General features: G+C 35.6%; 20 protein-coding genes. 18 read left to right on the top strand and 2 right to left on the bottom strand.

Features of this window, described 5'->3' with window-relative positions:
- Positions 1-31 precede the first annotated feature (31 nt).
- Entirely contained in the window at positions 32-646 is a 615-nt protein-coding gene (locus I6760_RS00100) for a phospholipase D family nuclease (protein ID WP_196592506.1), read from the bottom strand.
- A gap of 203 nt (positions 647-849) precedes the next feature.
- Between I6760_RS00100 and I6760_RS00095 the strand changes: the two genes are divergently transcribed.
- From I6760_RS00095 to sdhB, 18 genes are all read left to right on the top strand, one after another.
- A complete protein-coding gene (locus tag I6760_RS00095) occupies positions 850-2,505 on the top strand; it encodes a DUF4127 family protein (protein ID WP_196592505.1) in 1,656 nt (551 codons plus the stop codon).
- Positions 2,506-2,709: 204 nt separating this feature from the next.
- Positions 2,710-4,971, top strand: a complete 2,262-nt coding sequence (locus I6760_RS00090) for a DNA topoisomerase 3 (RefSeq protein ID WP_196592504.1) — start codon at positions 2,710-2,712, stop codon at positions 4,969-4,971.
- Positions 4,972-5,143: 172 nt separating this feature from the next.
- Positions 5,144-6,493 carry a hemolysin family protein gene (locus I6760_RS00085; protein WP_196592503.1) on the top strand — a complete coding sequence of 450 codons (1,350 nt, stop codon included), beginning with the start codon at positions 5,144-5,146 and terminating at the stop codon, positions 6,491-6,493.
- A gap of 153 nt (positions 6,494-6,646) precedes the next feature.
- Positions 6,647-7,609 (top strand): 6-phosphofructokinase, encoded by a 963-nt coding sequence (gene pfkA, locus I6760_RS00080; protein ID WP_196592502.1) that lies wholly within the window; start codon positions 6,647-6,649, stop codon positions 7,607-7,609.
- Positions 7,610-7,945: 336 nt separating this feature from the next.
- Positions 7,946-8,353, top strand: coding sequence for an acyl-CoA thioesterase (locus I6760_RS00075; RefSeq protein ID WP_196592501.1), 408 nt, complete (start codon positions 7,946-7,948; stop codon positions 8,351-8,353).
- A 29-nt stretch (positions 8,354-8,382) separates the two neighbouring features.
- Positions 8,383-9,192, top strand: a complete 810-nt coding sequence (gene murI / locus I6760_RS00070; protein ID WP_196592500.1) for a glutamate racemase — start codon at positions 8,383-8,385, stop codon at positions 9,190-9,192.
- Positions 9,193-9,208: 16 nt separating this feature from the next.
- On the top strand, positions 9,209-9,748 hold the full coding sequence (locus tag I6760_RS00065; protein WP_196592499.1) for a hypothetical protein: 540 nt from the start codon (positions 9,209-9,211) through the stop codon (positions 9,746-9,748).
- A 21-nt stretch (positions 9,749-9,769) separates the two neighbouring features.
- Positions 9,770-10,423 (top strand): coenzyme F420-0:L-glutamate ligase, encoded by a 654-nt coding sequence (locus tag I6760_RS00060; RefSeq protein ID WP_196592498.1) that lies wholly within the window; start codon positions 9,770-9,772, stop codon positions 10,421-10,423.
- Positions 10,424-10,537: 114 nt separating this feature from the next.
- The gene (locus I6760_RS00055) at positions 10,538-11,041 is read left to right on the top strand and encodes a macro domain-containing protein (protein ID WP_196592497.1); all 504 of its coding nucleotides are present in this window, start codon (positions 10,538-10,540) and stop codon (positions 11,039-11,041) included.
- A gap of 433 nt (positions 11,042-11,474) precedes the next feature.
- Positions 11,475-12,263 carry a metallophosphoesterase gene (locus tag I6760_RS00050; protein ID WP_196592496.1) on the top strand — a complete coding sequence of 263 codons (789 nt, stop codon included), beginning with the start codon at positions 11,475-11,477 and terminating at the stop codon, positions 12,261-12,263.
- A 78-nt stretch (positions 12,264-12,341) separates the two neighbouring features.
- Complete coding sequence (gene rph, locus I6760_RS00045; protein ID WP_231036007.1) at positions 12,342-13,088, top strand: ribonuclease PH; 747 nt, start codon at positions 12,342-12,344, stop codon at positions 13,086-13,088.
- Position 13,089: 1 nt separating this feature from the next.
- On the top strand, positions 13,090-13,680 hold the full coding sequence (gene rdgB / locus I6760_RS00040) for an RdgB/HAM1 family non-canonical purine NTP pyrophosphatase (RefSeq protein ID WP_196592495.1): 591 nt from the start codon (positions 13,090-13,092) through the stop codon (positions 13,678-13,680).
- A gap of 11 nt (positions 13,681-13,691) precedes the next feature.
- Positions 13,692-14,162 carry a metallophosphoesterase family protein gene (locus tag I6760_RS00035; protein WP_231036005.1) on the top strand — a complete coding sequence of 157 codons (471 nt, stop codon included), beginning with the start codon at positions 13,692-13,694 and terminating at the stop codon, positions 14,160-14,162.
- Between the two features lie 169 nt (positions 14,163-14,331).
- On the top strand, positions 14,332-15,174 hold the full coding sequence (locus tag I6760_RS00030; RefSeq protein WP_196592493.1) for a fumarate hydratase: 843 nt from the start codon (positions 14,332-14,334) through the stop codon (positions 15,172-15,174).
- Positions 15,175-15,197: 23 nt separating this feature from the next.
- Complete coding sequence (locus I6760_RS00025) at positions 15,198-15,755, top strand: Fe-S-containing hydro-lyase (protein WP_196592492.1); 558 nt, start codon at positions 15,198-15,200, stop codon at positions 15,753-15,755.
- A 330-nt stretch (positions 15,756-16,085) separates the two neighbouring features.
- Positions 16,086-16,706, top strand: coding sequence for a succinate dehydrogenase (locus tag I6760_RS00020; RefSeq protein ID WP_196592491.1), 621 nt, complete (start codon positions 16,086-16,088; stop codon positions 16,704-16,706).
- Positions 16,707-16,740: 34 nt separating this feature from the next.
- The gene (sdhA, locus tag I6760_RS00015; protein WP_196592490.1) at positions 16,741-18,498 is read left to right on the top strand and encodes a succinate dehydrogenase flavoprotein subunit; all 1,758 of its coding nucleotides are present in this window, start codon (positions 16,741-16,743) and stop codon (positions 18,496-18,498) included.
- A gap of 5 nt (positions 18,499-18,503) precedes the next feature.
- Positions 18,504-19,256, top strand: a complete 753-nt coding sequence (gene sdhB, locus I6760_RS00010) for a succinate dehydrogenase iron-sulfur subunit (RefSeq protein ID WP_196592489.1) — start codon at positions 18,504-18,506, stop codon at positions 19,254-19,256.
- A gap of 59 nt (positions 19,257-19,315) precedes the next feature.
- Here sdhB and ruvX read toward each other — a convergent pair.
- Positions 19,316-19,463, bottom strand: a 148-nt coding sequence (gene ruvX / locus I6760_RS00005) for a Holliday junction resolvase RuvX (protein ID WP_196592488.1), incomplete at its 5' end; no start/stop codon positions are given.

Genomic DNA, 19,463 nt, shown 5'->3' with positions numbered 1-19,463 from the left:
TATAATTAATATTATTTATAAGTTAATAGTTTTAAGTATAATTTTGCGTTTGGCTCCAACGCCATAACCAATTTTTTACATACAACTGAGCTAGTTCAGGATTATTTCTAATAATTAGTACATTTTCAGCATTTTTAGTTTCCGCAGATTTAGTAAAATTGTATGAACCAGTAACAATATTGATATCATCGATAATTATTATTTTACTATGGGCAATGGAAAATTGATGATCTATTTTGGTGGGAATGTGGTTATTGGCAAAAAATCTAGCAGAGGAATATTTATCTGTTTCCTGGCTTTTGTCAAGAATAATTTTAACATCGATACCACGTTTTTTAGCTTTTAATAATGCCTTGGCAATGTTGTGATTCGTAAAATTATATGCTTGGACTTTTATTGATTTTTCAGCTGCATTAATCGCTTTGATGATAGCTTTTTCTGCTCCACCATCGGGGCTGAAGGCAACTTCAATGGTACCTGTTGCCTTGACAATATGGGGTTGGTTTATGTCTGGTGGTAATTTGTCAGAATATGTGGTGACAGCAGGAGCGGAAGAAGTGTTATTAGGCAGATTTTTGCAGCCATTTAGAAAAATTATAGTAAAAATGGTTAAAATACATGTGAGAATAATTTTTTTCTTACACATAACATGGTCTCCTTGATTGACAGTATTTAAATAATTATAAGTTTAAAAATAAATTTAAAAATTTTTGTAAAATATTATCATTATTTGTTATTCTAAATAATAATAATACAAATGAAACAAAGATAACAGGCTTAGTGATTTATTTTTCTCGTTTTTTATGGTATTCTAATAACCTGAGAATTTAAATTGTTGAGGTGGAGTTTTTGTATAAATATTTGTCAGTAGAAAATTGGGATAAAATACTGGCTGTTTTTGTTGTAGGAATAATTGTATTAGGAATATGCAGTGGAAACGCAGCAGCGAAGAAACCCAAACAAAAAATTATTTTATACGTCCCACATGATGATAGACCTATTTCTAATAGGCAGACAGTACAAGTGGTACAAAAAGCTGGGTTTGTTATAAAAGTGCCGCCGGATAAACTTTTGGGGAATTGTACCACATATGGCAATCCCGATGGACTATATGAATGGATAATTGATAATGCCAAGGGAGCAGATGCGGCGGTTATTTCATCGGATGCTATGCTATATGGCAGTCTTGTAGCATCTCGCAAGCATGAACTTGATAAAAATGTCATCTTACAGCGGGCAGGACGATTTGTAGAAATACATAGAAAATACCCCAAGCTGCCAGTATATGTTTTTTCTTCAATAATGCGGACGCCTAAAAATGCTGCTGCATCAGGAACAGAAGAACCAGAGTATTATCAGAAGTACGGTAGTAGTATTTTTAATTATACGGCATTATTGGATAAAGACAATAATGCCGTTTTGACAGATGATGAACAAGCCCGACTAGATAACTTAAAAAACAGTATACCACGATCTGTTTTTGCTGACTGGTTTGAGCGCCGACAAAAAAATTTCACAGCCAACAGAGCTTTGCTGGAATTGATTCGCAATAATATAATATCCTATTTAGCCCTTGGTTGCGATGATAGTGCACCGTTTTCACAAACACATGCTGAAAGTGTACTTTTGGCTGAAGATGCTGACGATTTGTCAAGAAATGATTTCAGAATTATATCAGGTGTTGATGAATTAGGACTGCTGTTACTTACTAGGGCAATAAACAAAATCAATAAGTATAATCCTTTGGTGGCAATTGGTTATGCGGATGGTTATGGTGGAGCAACTATACCGGCATATTCTGATGAACCCATAGATGATTCGGTGCGTTCTGAAATTTATCTTGCTGGTGGCAGGCCAACGACAGCTGTTGATAAGGCAGCAATGCTCGTATTAGTTAACACTAATGTGAGTGGATGGACTTATGAAGCAGGTGAAAGCGTAAATTCGTTTGCGCTGAGAGCAAATACATTGTCTTTTGCAAATGAAATTCAAAATTGCATAGAGAGAAAAATTCCAGTAGCTGTTGGTGATATAGCTTATGCTAATGGTTCAGATAATGCACTTATGAAAATACTGCTGGAAAAGAACTTATTGTTTAAGCTGACATCATATGCCGGTTGGAATACTGCTACTAATAGCACGGGCTGGGTAGTCGGTGAAGGGATTTTATCTTTGAGAATGAAACAGACCGATAAAAACCAACTTCTGCTCACAAGATATATTGATGACTGGATGTATCAGGCTAATGTACGACAACAGGTAGCTAGACAGCTCAATATTTTTCCAGGAAGAGGAACTAAATTGGCACTGGGAGATAAGACTGAACCGGCGGAAATTGATGCTAAAGAAATGGCACAGCAGTTTTTTGATGAATATATGCCTTTTTTACATATAAAATCAGTTAAAGTTACCTTTCCGTGGGACAGACTTTTTGAGGCTTATGTACAGGTTTCTAATAATCCCGATGAGTATGAGGAAAGATTTTTTCACAGTTATAAAAAATGAATGAATTTAGTTGGGCATCCTTATATTTAATTCTATGGATATAAGGATGCTTATTTTTTATAATTAAGTTAAAAAATGATATTGAAGAAAGCTTGCATTGTACGGGTAAAATAGTTTAGACTATATATAAAATTTGTGTTATACCAATAAAATAATTAATAATAATTATCAATAAATAAGTAATTGGGAAATGGAGCGGAAAGTTTGCGTTTATATATTGCGGAAAAGCCTAGTATGGGAAATGAAATAGCAAAATGCCTGGCAGGTCCAATAAAGAAACATGATGGATATTTAGAAACTGCCGGAGGAATTGTCACATGGGTTTTTGGTCATATTTTACGCCAGGCTGAGCCAAATGAATATGATAAGAGGTATAAAATATGGCGCGCTGAGGATCTGCCGATAATACCCAAAGAATGGCAGATGGTCATAGATAAGAACTGTGAGAAACAGTTTAATATAATAAAATCTTTGCTTAGTAAAGCTGATGAAATTGTACATGCAGGAGATCCAGATAGGGAAGGGCAGCTTTTGATCGATGAGATTTTTGATTTTGTTGGTAACAAAAAACCAGTTAAAAGAATATTATTAAATGCATTGGATGAAAAAAGCATAAAAAAGGCTAATGCATCGCTTTGTGATAATAAACAATTTCTGTCGCTAAAAAAATCAGCATTAGCACGGGCAAGGGCAGATTGGCTTATAGGAATGAATTTATCACGTGCTTATACACTGGCTGCAAGAAGATCGGGACATATGAAAGTGGTTTTACCTGTGGGACGTGTTAAAACACCTACACTGGCTTTAGTAGTTAGACGGGAAAGAGAGCTAAAAGATTTTAAGCCGGTTGATTACTACACTCTAAAAGTTATTTTTGAGCATGAAAATGGGCAGTTTTCAGCTAACTGGAAGGCAGGTAAAACACAAAAGGGACTTGATTATGAAGGACGGCTTGTTGCCAGAGAAGAAGCTGAAATACTCCTGGCTAAATTAAAAAGGGTGCAGGAAAATGGAATAATAACTGCTTACAGTAAACAAGAAAAAAAAGAGGCACAATCCCTGCCGTTTTCATTGTCGGCATTGCAGGTTTATGCGGGCAGGTGTTTTGGTTATGAGCCACAGCAGGTATTAGATACAGCCCAAAATCTATATGAGAAAAAATTGACGACATACCCGCGTTCTGATTGTGAGTATCTACCACAGAATCAATTTAATGATGCAAAGGTTATTCTGCATAATCTATTGTTGTGCGGCAATAGGGAACTGGCAGATTGGACAGAAAAAACTGATTTTACAATACGAAGCAGGGCATGGAATGACAAGAAAATATCTGCCCATCATGCTATAATACCAACACAGGTAAAAGTAAATTTAGCTAAGCTGCCGATAATGGAAAAAAATATTTACTTTTTAATAGCCCAAAGTTATATTGCGCAATTTTATCCTCTGCATATATTCAATCAGATAAAATTGACTGTGAGTTTTGCAAAGGAAAAGTTCCAGACTACAGGTCGGGTTGAAAAACAATATGGCTGGAAAAAATTATATATATCAGAAAACAAAAAAAATGATGAGGGAGATAATAAGGTGAATGTCATTCCTGCGATGAAAAAGGGGGATGACGCAGTATACCGGGATGCAATACTGGATAAAAAAGCCACAAAACCACCAGTGAGATTTACGCCGTCTACATTACTGGCGGGTATGAAGGAAATTCATAAATATGTGAAAGATGAGGCAGTTAAGAAGAAACTTCGGGCGATATATGGGATCGGAACGGAAGCTACACGGGCGTCAATAATAGATGATTTAATAAAACGTAAATTTTTAACAACGGAAGGGAAAAAGAAATACCTTGTTCCTACCGCGATGGCATATATGCTAGTGGATTCCTTACCAGAAGAATTGTTATATCCTGATTTTACAGCAATGTGGGAGGAATATTTAAATAGTCTTTCTAACGGAGAAGGAACACTGGAAGATTTTTTAGCAGGACAGATAAGGTTTACGAGAATTTTATGCCAAAAAGCTGCTAATATTGTAATGACTCCGAGTCAAAATGATTATATATGTCCGCGCTGTCATAAGGGAGTCTTATTGAAGCGAAACGGGAAAAATGGTTCTTTTTGGGGCTGTTCTAATTATCCAAGATGTCATATGACTTGTAATGATAAAGAGGGCAGGCCAGATCTTGATGTGGCAAAAAAGTCAAGGGAAGATCAATATGAAAGAAATGAGAATGCAAATATTTCAGTTGGTATGATTTCAGCAATGGATCTTATACATCAGCAGAAAACTGTACATAAGAAAACAGTACAGGACAAAAAGTATTTGTGCCCGCGTTGTAAAGAAGGTTTTCTGCGAAGAATAAAGGGGAAAAATAGTTATTTCTGGAGCTGTTCTAACTATCCTCATTGCACGGCTAATTTTGATGATAGAGATAAAAAGCCGGTACTGAACAATTAAGGAATGCATAAAATATTTAAAAATAAGGTATTGATTCAGCAATTTGTTTTTAGAAAAAAATTATGATTTTTTAATATTACTTGAGAAAATAAAGGATTTTGCGGTCCGGTTTTGAATATATTAATAATATATTTATATTGTGGAGGTGAATACCTGCTAACGCAGGTGGTTATTGGATATTTTTTCTATACTTCTAAAATTTGCATTAGTTTGCTTTTTAGTTTTTATGAATGGATTTTTCGTTGCTGCTGAATTTGCTATTGTAAAAATCAGAACTACGCGATTGAACATCCTTATTCAAAATGGTAATAAACGGGCTAAATATGCTAAAATGCTCACTGATCATATGGATGCTTCATTGTCTGTTACACAGCTTGGTATAACTTTAGCATCACTGGGACTAGGCTGGATTGGTGAACCGGCTATATCAGAAGTAATAGAACCAGTATTGCGGCTGCTGAATATAAATGTGGCCTTAAGCCATTCTATTTCTTTAATTATAGGATTTATATTTATCACAGCATTTCATATTGTTTTGGGTGAGTTAGCTCCAAAATCAATGGCAATTCAAAAAGTTGAACCAGTTGCTTTGGGTATAGCATTACCAATGCTCATATTTCATAGGATGATGTATCCTGCGGTATGGTTCTTAAATCATGTGGCAAACTGGGTCATAAGAAGGTTGGGGTTTGAACCGGCAGCAGAAGAGGAAGTCGCACATACTGAGGATGAAATCCGTATTTTAATGGAAGAAAGTCATAAACATGGATATATTAATAAAACAGAATTGACTTTTGTAGATAATGTATTTAATTTTTCTGATAGAAACGTCCGGGAAATAATGATTCCGCGAACGGATATGGTCTGTTTATATTTGGAAGATACTTCAGACGAGAATATAAAAACAGCATTAGAATGTCATCTTACACGCTACCCCATATGTCGTGAAAATAAGGATAATATAATTGGATTTTTACATATAAAAGATCTGTTGCGTTCTTTATATATAGGAAAAAAGCCAGAACTGTTATCATTTGTGCGTTCAGTGCCATTTGTTCCGGAAACAATGCCTATTAGTAATCTGCTGCATACTATGCAACAGCATCGTGTGCAATTGGCAATTGTAGTAGATGAATATGGTGGAACAGCGGGAATGGTTACTATTGAAGATATTATTGAAGAAATTGTCGGGGAAATCCAGGATGAATTTGATGAAGAACGACCTTTTATAGAGAAAAAGGGAGATTGTTTATATTCTGTTGATGGAAGAATGTTGTTGTCTGAACTCAATAATATTTTATCGATAAAGATAGATGCAGAAAATGTCGATACTATTGGTGGCTGGCTTTCTAATAAGGTTGATACGCCACCTAGAGTGGGGCAACAGGCATTTTTTGCCATGAATGTTTTTTTTGTTGAAGAAGTTGAAAATGTACGTATAGTAAGGGTATTAATAAAAACAGATGTTGAACTCAATGAAGAACCGGATGAAATAAAGGAGCAGCAAAAATACAATAAATAACGATTTATGATAAGTATAATTTTATTGTATATCATAATAATGTCAGCAGGGCTTTTTATAAAAATACTTTACATTTTCTCAGTAATTATCTAAAATAATAATATGATTTATTATTAATATTAATGATCAGTGAAAATAAGGGAGAGTGGGACGATGTTAAAATCCATTGCAGTATTAACTAGTGGCGGTGATAGCCCGGGCATGAATGCGGCTACCCGCGCAGTTGTTCGTACCGCAATATTCGAAGGCGTTAAAGTATGGGGTGTTTATAATGGATATCAGGGAATGATTGAAGATGATATCCATGAACTCAGTTCACGCAGCGTCAGCGATATTATTCAACGCGGAGGTACTTTCCTTGGCACTGCTCGCAGCGATGAATTTAGAACAGAGGAAGGCCGAAAAAAAGCTTTGGCAAATTTAAAAAGCCATGCAATAGAAGGCCTTGTTATTATTGGTGGCGATGGTAGTCTCACTGGTGGAGCCCTTTTGAGCAAATTGGGTGGAATGCCTATAGTTGGCTTGCCAGGAACTATTGATAATGACGTATGGGGTACTGATTATACAATTGGAGCGGATACGGCAGTAAATACAATTCTTGATGCTATTAATAAGTTACGTGATACTGCTTCTTCCCACCGTCGTATAATAGTAATTGAAGTTATGGGACGTAAATCAGGCTGGTTGGCAATGATGTCGGGTATTGCTGGTGGAGCCGAATATATTTTGGTTCCGGAAGCTAAATTTAATTTAGATCAGATTTGTCATGAGTTAAAAGAATCTTATACAGATGGTCGCCGTTACAGTATCATTGTTGTGGCTGAGGGAGCTGGCAGCGGCATTGAAATAGGCAAGGAAATAGGTGAAAAAACAGGAATTGATACACGTGTATCAGTTTTAGGCCATATTCAAAGAGGCGGTTCACCAAGCGTTGAAGATAGACTAAAGGCCAGTATTTTAGGAGAAAGAGCTGCACTTGCGGTTATTTCTGGTGTGTCTAATGTCGTATTTGGCTTTAATTCAGGAAAAGTTGTTAGCATAGATTTATTTGATTCAGTAAATAATACAAAGACACTTGATCCTGAACTTGTGCGTTTAGCACGTGTTTTGGCGTGATATATAAAACGGCCTGTATGACAATTTGTCATACAGGCCGTTTTATATATCACATTTTGCATTGTTTAGATAGGCAACAGTTTTGAATGAAAATATTATAATTATCATGACAATTTTTATTTATTATACTATAACATATATTTATAAATATATGTTATTTATTGTTTACTGATATTAATAGTATGTAGAAAAAGGATGGTTATTTCATAAATTTTCAAAATAACTTGAGCTAACAGCGATCAGATACTTTATTTTTTATTTAGTATGTGATATATTGGAATATGCTTGTTTTAGGCAATATAATAAGATTGCTTTATATTAGTTGGAGGGAAAAATGTGATTACAGAAGTTACGCATAGAGTTAATTTTTTTGATACAGATGCCATGGCAGTTGTGCATCATGCCAATTATATAAAGTGGTTTGAAATAGGCCGGGTTGATTTTTTGCGTAAAAATAAGATAACACTAACTGAGATAATGGCCGATGGATATATATTTCCAATAACTAATGTAAGTGCTAAATACATTTCTTCTGCCCATTACGATGAAGTGCTAGTGATAAAGACAATTCCAACTGCATTAACAAAAGCTAAAATGGAATTTAATTATGAGATATATAGACAGTGTGATAGTGCTGTTTTGGTTAAAGGGTATACACAAAATGTTTTTACGCATAGGGACACAGGTAAAATAACTCGTCTGCCAGAAAAATATTATAATAGATTACAACAGGCATTAAACTAAAAAAGTCAGCAGGATTAGGAGAGGATTAGATGCAGCCTTATGCGCCCATTGGCGTTTTTGATTCTGGTTCGGGTGGTCTTACCGTTGTTAAACAGTTACATAAAATTTTACCTAATGAGGACATTATTTATGTTGGTGATTTGAAACGCTTACCTTATGGTCCGCGTGACCCGCAGGAGATAATAAAGTTCATGTATCAGTTTTTAAATTTTTTTGCTGTAAAAAAAGTAAAAATGGCTGTATTTGCTTGCAATACAATGACTTCATGGGGATATGACAAGATTGATGGTAAGCTGCCATATCTTTCAGTTCCAATGAGTACGGCAATTGGGCAGGCTTTATTACATGCACCAAATAAAAAGATAGGAGTTATAGCCACGGAAGCCACGATAAATAAAGGTTTTCATCGTGAGATGGTTAACAAGACTGATAAGGAAGCTAGTATAGTGGAATGCTCCTGTCCTGATTTTGTACCACTTATTGAAGCAGGACATATAAATGACAGCCATATAGATAAAGCTGCTGAGAAATACCTGCAGATTTTTTCTGGAAAACATATTGAATCATTAATTTTGGGATGTACACATTATCCTATTATAAAAAGAGAGTTAATAAAATATTTGGATCAGGAAGTTACTTTAATTGATCCAGCAGTAGATACGGCATGGCAGGCAAAAGCCACTTTAGAAAGAAATAATCTAAAGAATAATAGAAAGAAGAAAGGAAGAGTTGAGTTTTTCTTTTCCGCATCACTGCAGCATGCTGCTGCAATGGTAAAAATTGTTTTAGCGATGGAAAATCCCATCATAAGTGAGATAAATTTAGAAAAATTTAATTGATTTTGGAGGAAATTTAATGCATATATTAAGTATAATTATAATTGCTATAATAATATTGGCTTTAGCTTTATATTTAGCTTGGAAAAGTATAGGTGATGCCGATATTCAGTTTCGCATAGAAGAGCATTCGCCGTTTGCATTGGAAGAGCTTAATACACAGAAGGCAGTATTTACAACAAAATTTGAGGTTGCTAATGAGGGAAAACAATGTGCAACGATTATGGATTGTTTTGTCCGTTCGCAGCTGCCACAGGAACAGTTTAATAAAATAAGAGTTCGTGCGAAAGCGGAGCTGGCAGGCAGTCCGCGTGAAGATGATTATTTTGAGGCTGTGCTTATCGAAAAACATAAGAAAATCAGTGTAATAATAAAAATAGAATTAAGTGTATGTGGAAATGAAGAAGAGAACATAAAAGAGGTACTAAAAAATGTTGTAGATATACCTGTAGATGTTGTTTATCAGCATACAGCACGTCACGAAGCTTCTTTATCCAAAAAAAGATTGGTTTTACCGGCAGATGAAATCAATAAGCTATGCGGAGAAAAGAGCTGCTAATAAAAAAAGAAGGTGAAGCTAATGGACAATATTGAAATAATTTCTGTTCCGACAAGAATATTGACAGAAAAAGATGATATTATAGATACTATTGAAAAATATGCTAAGGATAAAATTACTGAGAATGATGTAATTTCAGTGGCAGAAAGTGTAGTTGCTATTACTCAGGGTAGATTTGTGCGGCCGGAGAACTTAAAAATTTCCAAATTGGCCCTTTTTTGTTGTCGGTTTATACCTGACTATGGTAGTTTGGCAAGTCCACATGGTATGCAATCGCTAATGGATGTTGAAGGGAAATGGCGTGTTGCTTTTGCTCTGCTTTTGGGATTTATTGGCAAACTGGTGGGACAAAATGGCCTTTTTTATAAATGGGGCGGAGAACAGACAGCTTTGATTGATGATGTAACAGGTACTATGCCGCCTTTTGATAAATGTATAGTTTATGGGCCGAAAAATCCTAATGATGTGGTAAGACGGCTAAAAGAAAGATTGAATTGCTTTGGCGCAGTAATAGCTGATGTCAATGATTTGCAACGCTCGCGTATTGTAGGAATTACCAATGGCATAGATGGTGGTAAAATAGCAAAATTGTTATTGCATAATCCATTTGGTAATGCTTCGCAGAAAACACCTATTGTTATTATAAAAAACTTTAAACAATATCAGCAGAAGTAAAATATTGTGGTGTATAATATTTTTTATTGACATAAGATGGTGCCGACGAAATATTCGGCACTATTTTAGTATATACCAGAAAATTTTTTAATATTTTATTAAAGGGAGAAAAAAATGCCATTTTCTATTGTAAAAGAAAATATTGTTAATATGAAAACAGAGGCTATTGTTAATGCTGCTAATAATGATCTTTGTCAAGGCAGCGGCGTCTGTGGCGCTGTTTTTAAAGCAGCTGGGGCAAATAAGCTGCGGACTTATTGTCAGGCAATAGGTCATTGCTCTACTGGTAAGGCTGTTATTACACCGGGGGGAGAGCTATTTGCTGATTATATTATTCATACAGTTGGTCCTGTCTGGCATGGCGGGAAAAAGAATGAAGCAGTGCTGCTACGGGATTGCTATAAAAATTCTTTAAATTTAGCACGAGAAAATTATATAAAAAGTATAGCGTTTCCTCTTATTTCTGCAGGAATATATGGCTATCCTCTTAAGGCGGCACTGACAATAGCAATAAAAGAATGCAGCCGTTTTTGTGTTGACAACAGTATAGATGTTTATTTATCGTTAATAGATCCTAAGGTAATTATACTAGCACAGAAAATAGATACATATATTTAATAAATAGTGCATGATATAATTGTAATAAATCTATATAGGAAAATTACTATGACATTTGCAATTTGATAGGATGAATTAAATGTTTACTATTTTTTTAACCTGCGTTTTCGGAACACTCATATTATTTTCGTTACTTTTTGCTTATACTTTAAAGCAGATTGTACCTAACATGATTAAAAAATTTATTTATGGGAAAATTTTTTTTATCAATTTGTTGTTATTACTATTTTTGTATTTTAGCAGATTTATACCTAGAACTTTTGTTTATTTGTGGCTGTTCCAGCAAATAATAATCGTTATTTTCATATCAGAAATATTTTTGTCATTGTTGAATATTATCAGGTTGATATGTTGTTTTCTGAAAAAATTTTTTATCACTAAAATTATCGATAAACCAACTGACTTGGGGAGAAGAAATTTTCTTTTTAAATCAATGTTACTTCCTATTGAGGGAGTAGTATTGTATGGAAGTTTTGTTGAAAGAAACGATATTATTGTAAAAAAATACAACATTAAGATGGCGAATGCCGGAACTTGGTCGGGCTTGAAAATAGCTCATTTAACAGACGCCCATGTAGGTAGTTTTTTTTCTCTGGAAAAATTGAATAATACATTAAAACATTTAGCAGCGATGAATGCTGATATCTTAGCAGTAACAGGTGATATTTTTGATGATGACGTCCTTAATGTCCAGGCAGTGAAAATACTAGGTAAATATGTAGATAAATTCACTTATGGAATTTATTTTTGTTGGGGAAATCATGAATATATGCATAATATGAAAAATATAAAGATGGCTTTAAATGCTACGGCGATAAAAGTATTAGATAACAGGTGTAGTATCATTAATAAAAATGGAGAAAAATTATGTCTGATGGGAGTGGATTACCCACATGACAGAAGTAAATTTCAACAGCAGGCGCAAATATATATGAAGAAAGCTGTTAAGAATGCACCTGATTCAGCAATAAAAATATTGTTGGCACATCACTCCGATTTTATTGATAATGGTTTTGAGTATCATATTAATTTAACTTTAACAGGACATACACATGGTGGACAGATCGGTATTTTTGGTAAGCCGCTGTTTCTCGGATTTAAATATGTGCGGGGTATGTTCCGAAAAGGCTATTTATATGGTTATGTGAGTACGGGGGCAGGAAGCTGGTTTCCGTTTAGGATAGGATGTCCACCGGAGATTACCTTATTTACATTGGTATAAAATTGGTATAATGGTGTGAAAAACTGAAACTAAAAATTATATATCAGAGCGCAGATAGTAAGTTTTGAGGAGGATTTTATGATAAGGGCAGATGGACGCAGTGACGATGAAATGCGCCGTGTAACAATTACAAGACATTATTTAAAACATCCCGCTGGATCTGTTTTAGTAGAATTTGGCGATACAAAAGTTATTTGTACAGCAAGTATCCAGGAACGAGTTCCTAAATTTTTACGGGGAACAGGCAGTGGGTGGCTTTCTGCTGAATATTCATTATTGCCGGCATCTACTGAGGTCAGAGTGGCAAGAGAAGCTTCACGCGGTAAAATAAGCGGGCGTACGCAGGAAATTCAGCGACTCATTGGAAGAAGTCTTAGGAGTGTGATGGATTTAAAGGCTCTGGGAGAACGTAGTATAATAATAGACTGTGATGTTATACAGGCTGATGGCGGTACTAGAACGGCTTCAATAACAGGAGCTTTTCTGGCTTTGGTAGATGCGATGGAAACTATTTATGACCCGCAAAAAATTTTTCCTATAAAAGATTTTCTGGCTGCTGTGAGTGTGGGAGTAATAAATGAAGATGATGTTTTTCTGGATTTATGCTATGAAGAAGATAGCAGAGCAGTCGTTGATATGAACGTTGTAATGACAGGTAATGGAGAGTTTGTGGAAATACAAGGAACAGGAGAAGAACATCCTTTTTCACATACTCAGTTGACACAGCTTTTAGCTAAAGCAGAAAAGGGAATAGATAAGTTAATTTCCTATCAGAAAGATATTTTAGGAAATTATCTTGGATGGCGGATAGGAAGGGAACCTTAATATGAAAACAATAGTCATAGCAACAAAAAATAAGGGAAAAATTAAAGAAATGATAAAAGAATTTGCTGATTTGCCGGTAAATGTCAGGGCGTTAACTGAATTAGGCAACTTGCCTGATGCAATAGAAAATGGTAATAGTTTTGCAGAAAATGCGTTGCTGAAAGCAAAATTTTATGCAGAAAAAACAGGTACGGCTTGTATTGCTGATGATTCCGGGCTGGAAATAGATGAATTAGATAAACGTCCGGGAATTTATTCTGCCAGATTTGCCGGGGAACCATCAAATGATATGGCTAATAATAAAAAAATGCTTAGTGAATTGAATCGGAAAAATGTTAAAGAATCTTCTGCAAGATACAAGTGTGTTTTGGTTTTTTATGATATTGACGGAACCAAACTGCAAGCTGAAGGAATATGTGAAGGGAAAATACGCTTGCTAAAAAAAGGAAATAATGGTTTTGGCTATGACCCGTATTTTTTTATTGGTGACAAAAGCATGGCTGAATTATCTATAGAAGAAAAAAATAAAATAAGTCATAGGGGAAAGGCGATAAGGAAAATAAAACAATTATTGTCCGGATATTTGTTATGAGAGTGGGAGTAATGAGTGACAGTCACGGTAATATAAAACCTATAGAAAAAGCTGTGAATGCAGCAGGAGTAATTGACATATGGCTCCATGCTGGTGACTATATACAGGATGCAGAATATTTGCAGGAACTTACGGGCAGGCGTGTTATCAGAGTTGCCGGAAACGGAGATTGGAACTGTCTGGATAGTAAAGAAGATGTTTACTTTACAATTAAAAATAAAAATGTATGGTTGACACATGGGCATAAATACAAAGTAAAGTGGGGTATTGAAACTTTACGTGAAGAATCCATAAAGAATAAGGCTGATATAATAATTTTTGGGCATAGCCATATTTATATGGAAAAAAAATTAGCTAATCAGGTATTTTTGAATCCTGGCAGCATTTCTTTACCGCGTGATGGAAAATGTGGAACATTTGCAGTAATTAATTTTCCAGAAAATAAATCATTTTTTTATATAACAAAGTATACAATTAGATGATATTTAATATTTATAATGGAGAATATCAACTATAAATATTGTAAAGCAAAAAAATGAATCTGTTTCACCTTTTAAAATCTGCAAATACTTGTCATTATAGGCTTGAAAGCATTTTAAAAATGTGATAACATTTATTTCATTGGGGATATTATATTCTAGGAGGGTTTATATGCGTACTATACAGGTAGAACAAATTACAGAGGCAGTAGCACAGATGTGTAAAGAAGCTGCTTATTATTTGCCTGAAGATGTTTATCAAGCATTAAAAAAGGGGAGAGAAACTGAAGAATCTCCTGTAGGCCGAGATGTTCTTGATCAAATTATCAAAAACGCAGAAATTGCAAAGGCGGAAGATCGTCCTATCTGTCAGGACACAGGAATGACTATTGTATTTCTAGAAGTAGGACAGGACCTTCATATTGAAGGGGGCAGTCTTAATGATGCTATTAATGCCGGAGTAGCCAAAGGATATACTGAAGGCTATTTAAGAAAATCAGTAGTAGCTGAACCGCTATTTGATAGAAAAAATACACAAAACAATACGCCTGCTATTATTTATACTCAAATGGTTCCTGGAGATAAACTAAAAATTGAAATTGAACCAAAGGGCTTTGGCAGTGAAAATAAATCTGATATAAAAATGCTTGTACCTGCTGATGGAGTTGAAGGTGTAAAAAAAGCTGTTATGGATATTATTTTACATGCGAGCTGTAATCCGTGTCCTCCTATGGTTGTTGGTGTCGGTATTGGCGGCACAATGGATAAGGCTGCGTATTATTCTAAGAGAGCACTTCTTCGTCCGCTGACCGTTCGTAATGAACATCCAAAATATGCACAATTGGAAAAAGATCTTTTAGATATGATTAATAAGACGGGTATTGGCCCACAACTTGGCGGTACTACTTCTGCACTTGCGGTCAATATTGAATGGGGGCCTACTCATATAGCAGGACTTCCTGTTGCTGTAACCATTTGCTGTCATGCAACGCGCCATAGTAAACGTGTATTATAATATTTTAAGGAGGAATGTTAATAATGGCTGAAAAAATTCGTATTACAACACCTTTGACGGAAGAAGCATCCCGTAAATTAAAAGCAGGAGATAGTGTTTTAATAAGTGGTGTTATTTATAGTGCACGCGATGCTGCTCATAAAGTAATGACAGAAGCTTTGGCTAGAGGAGAAAAGCTTCCAATAGATTGGCATAATCAGATCGTTTATTATTTAGGGCCTACACCGGCAAAACCTGGTAATCCGATTGGATCATGCGGTCCAACGACTGCCGGCCGTATGGATGCATATACACCTACGATGCTTGAACAAGGTATAAAAGGAATGATTGGCAAGGGTTCCCGTGAACCAGAAGTTATTGAATCAATGAAGAAAAATGGTGCTACATATTTTGCCGCTGTAGGCGGGGCAGCAGCATTTATTTCTAAATCAGTAAAAAAATACGAAGTAATTGCTTATCCTGAACTTGGACCTGAAGCACTAGCAGCCCTTACGGTAGAAGATTTTCCGGCAATTGTTGTTATTGATTCTGAAGGCAATAACTTTTATGAAATAGGTCAGAAACCTTATCGCAGACTTTAATGAATATAACAAAAATTTACCGTTTTGTAGATGTTGGATGGATAACTAAAATACTTGAATGGTAATTACTGTAAAATAGAAAGCAGGAAGTTTTCCATCTTTAACCTAAACAGATGGTGAGTAACTGTAAAGCCATGATCACACTAAGGTAGCTTGCATATGCCTTACATGGACAGATTAGGTTATACGGTAAGATATATTATTAATTTGTTAGTTTGGAGGAGCTAATAATGGATGAATCTGTTAATTTATTCACAGGTAAATTTATTATTAGATCTTTCCTTATTAAAAAATTTCCCGCAGAGGGAATAAATAATTAGGAGGTTTACAATGTTCAATGTAACATTTTACATTCGTCGACTGCATTCAATTTGCGGCATTGTTCCGATGGGATTGTTTTTGTTAGAACATATTATGACTAACGCAGAGGTACTTGGCGGACCACAGGCTTTTAATGAAGCCATTGAAAGAATTGAGCTTATTCCACATAATATCATGTTAGTAATTGAAATTTTTGGTCTGGCAATTCCTTTCTTGTTCCATATGCTTTATGGTTTGTATATAACTCTGCAGGCAAAAAATAATCCAACACAATACGGATATGCCCGTAACTGGCAGTTTGCCCTTCAAAGATGGACAGCTGTTTTCTTATTTGTTTTTCTTATTATCCATGTAGTCGACCTGCGTATTTTTACTAAAGGCGGCGGTACTCCGATTTCCTATGCTTTATTAGATCAGATGTTTAATAATATGGGTTGGTTTGTTCTCTATTTGGTTGGCATGATTGCTGCGATATTCCATTTTTGCAATGGTGTGACCACTCTGTGCATGACATGGGGTATAGCTAAAGGTCCTCGTATACAAACATTCGTAAGCAGAGTAATGATGGCTGTTTGTGTATTATTATCCGTTGTTACTGTTGTATTTATGGCAGCTTACAAAATGCAATAACTAGGTTTTAACTAAAAATAAGGAGAGAAGCTACGTGAGTAAAAAGAATATAATCGTTGTCGGCGGTGGTCTGTCCGGACTTATGGCAACAATTAAAATTTGCGAAGCAGGCGGCGAAGTAAAATTGTTTTCGTATTGTCCTGTAAAACGTTCACATTCTTTATGTGCACAGGGCGGTATAAACGCCTGCATGAATACAAAGGGACAGCACGATACAACATGGGAACATTTTGATGACACAGTTTATGGCGGAGATTTCTTAGCAGATCAGACAGCTGTTAAAGGTATGTGCGAAACAGCTCCTAAACTTATAAAGATGTTTGATCGCATGGGGGTACCTTTTACACGTACTGCTGAAGGTGTACTGGATCTGCGTAATTTCGGCGGGCAAAAAAATAAACGTACGGTATTTGCTGGTTCTACAACTGGTCAACAGCTATTGTATGCTCTTGATGAACAAGTTCGTAAATGGGAAGTAAAGGGCAAAGTTAAAAAATATGAGTTCTGGGAATTTATAAAAATTATAAAGAACGATAAAAAAGTTTGTCGCGGTATTGTAGCACAAAACATGAATTCAATGGAAGTTGAAGCATTCCGTGCTGATGCCGTAATATTGGCAACCGGTGGTCCGGGAGTTATTTTCGGTCGTTGTACAGCATCTACTATATGTAATGGTTCTGCAGTATCTGCTGTTTATCAGCAAGGTGCTGAAATTGGCAACAGTGAATTCATTCAAATTCATCCAACAGCAATTCCAGGCAGTGATAAGAATCGGCTTATGTCTGAAGCTTGCCGTGGTGAAGGTGGTCGTGTATGGACTTATAAAGATGGTAAACCATGGTATTTCCTGGAAGAAATGTATCCAGCTTATGGTAACTTAGTTCCTCGTGATATTGCGGCACGTGCTATATATGATGTATGTGTAAATCAGGGATTAGGTATTAACGGCGAAAATCGTGTATATTTGGATCTTTCCCATATTCCTGCTGAATATCTTGAACGTAAACTTGGTGGTATATTAGAAATGTATTCGGAATTTGTAGGCGATGATCCTCGTAAAGTGCCAATGCAGATATATCCTTCCGTTCATTATTCAATGGGTGGTATCTGGGTAGATATCAAACACAATACAAATATTCCGGCACTGCTCGCTTCTGGAGAATGTGATTATCAGTATCATGGAGCTAATCGTTTGGGAGCTAATTCACTTCTTTCGGCAGCTTATTCTGGAACGATATCAGGTCCGGAAGCAATTCGTTGGTCAGAAAGTGATGAAATAGGCGAAGAATTAACTGATGAACAGCTTACCGTTGCAAAACAGGAATGTGTAGATCAGTTTGAAGATATTATTAATATGAATGGTACAGAAAATGCGCACAAACTTCACCATGAATTAGGTGATTTAATGAATAAATATTGTACAATTGTTCGTGTTAATAAAGAACTTGATTACTGTATGGGCGAGTTGAAAAAGATTTTAGCACGCTGGAATGATATCGGTGTAAGTGATAAAGGCCATTGGGCAAACCAGGAAGCTATGTTTGTTCGTCAGTTGCGCAATATGATCCTTTATGCAATGGTTATCTGTAAGGCTGCTCGCAAACGTGACGAAAGCCGTGGCGCTCATTATAAACCGGAATTTCCTGATCGCAATGATGAAAAATTCCTTAAAACTACTATTGCAACATATAATCCTGAAACAAATGAACCTGAAATTACCTATAGAGATTTTGATCACTCCTTGATTAAACCGCGTCCGCGTCGCTACGATGTTGCTAAGGGAGGTAAATAATAACAATGTCAGAACAAAAAACAGTACATTTTATTATAGAACGTCAGGATAGTCCTGACAGTAAACCTTATACAGAAGAATTTTTAGTACCATATCGTCCGGCTCTTAATGTTGTTGCTGCGTTAATGGAAATACAAAAAAACCCAGTAACTAAAGATGGTAAAAAGACAACTCCTGTTGTCTGGGAATGTAATTGTCTGGAAAAAGTTTGTGGTGCTTGTATGATGGTTATTAATGGAAAAGCTAAACAAGCTTGTGCTACTTTGGTAGACCAGATTTCGCAGCCTATACATTTGGCTCCGGCACGTACTTTTCCTGTTATCCGTGATTTACAAATAGATCGTTCCGTAATGTTTGAAAGCCTTAAACGTATTCAAGGCTGGATTGAAGTAGATGGCAGTTGGGAAGTAAATGATGCTCCTATCCAAAACCCTTACACTGCTGCAACTGCTTATGAAATTGCTCATTGCATGACATGTGGTTGTTGTTTGGAAGCCTGTCCTAATGTTGGTCCTCAGTCTGATTTTATTGGACCGGCACCTACTGTACAGGCATATTTATTCAATCTTAATCCACTTGGCAAATTTGATAAAGAAAAACGTCTTAATGCCTTAATGCAAAAGGGCGGTATTACAAGCTGCGGCAACAGTCAAAACTGTGTTGAAGTTTGTCCTAAGGATATAAAATTGACTACGTATCTGGCACAGCTTAATCGTGATGTAAATAAACAAGCTTTAAAGAATATTTTTAATAAATAATTAATAATAGTTTAAAAAAAGTTCGTCATAGGAGATTTTTTCCTATAACGAACTTTTTTTTAATATAATTTTTGCGGATTACTGTCTAGATATCCCTGTAAAATAAAGACAGCAGCCATTTTATCAATGACTTTACGGCGTTTTGCTCTGCTTACATCAGCAGCGACTAGATAACGCTCTGCTGCTACAGTAGATAAGCGTTCATCC

This window comes from Pectinatus sottacetonis (genome assembly GCF_015732155.1).
Lineage (GTDB): Bacteria > Bacillota > Negativicutes > Selenomonadales > Selenomonadaceae > Pectinatus > Pectinatus sottacetonis.
Note: the sequence above shows the minus strand (reverse complement) of the source record. Positions and strands in the feature narration are given on the sequence as shown.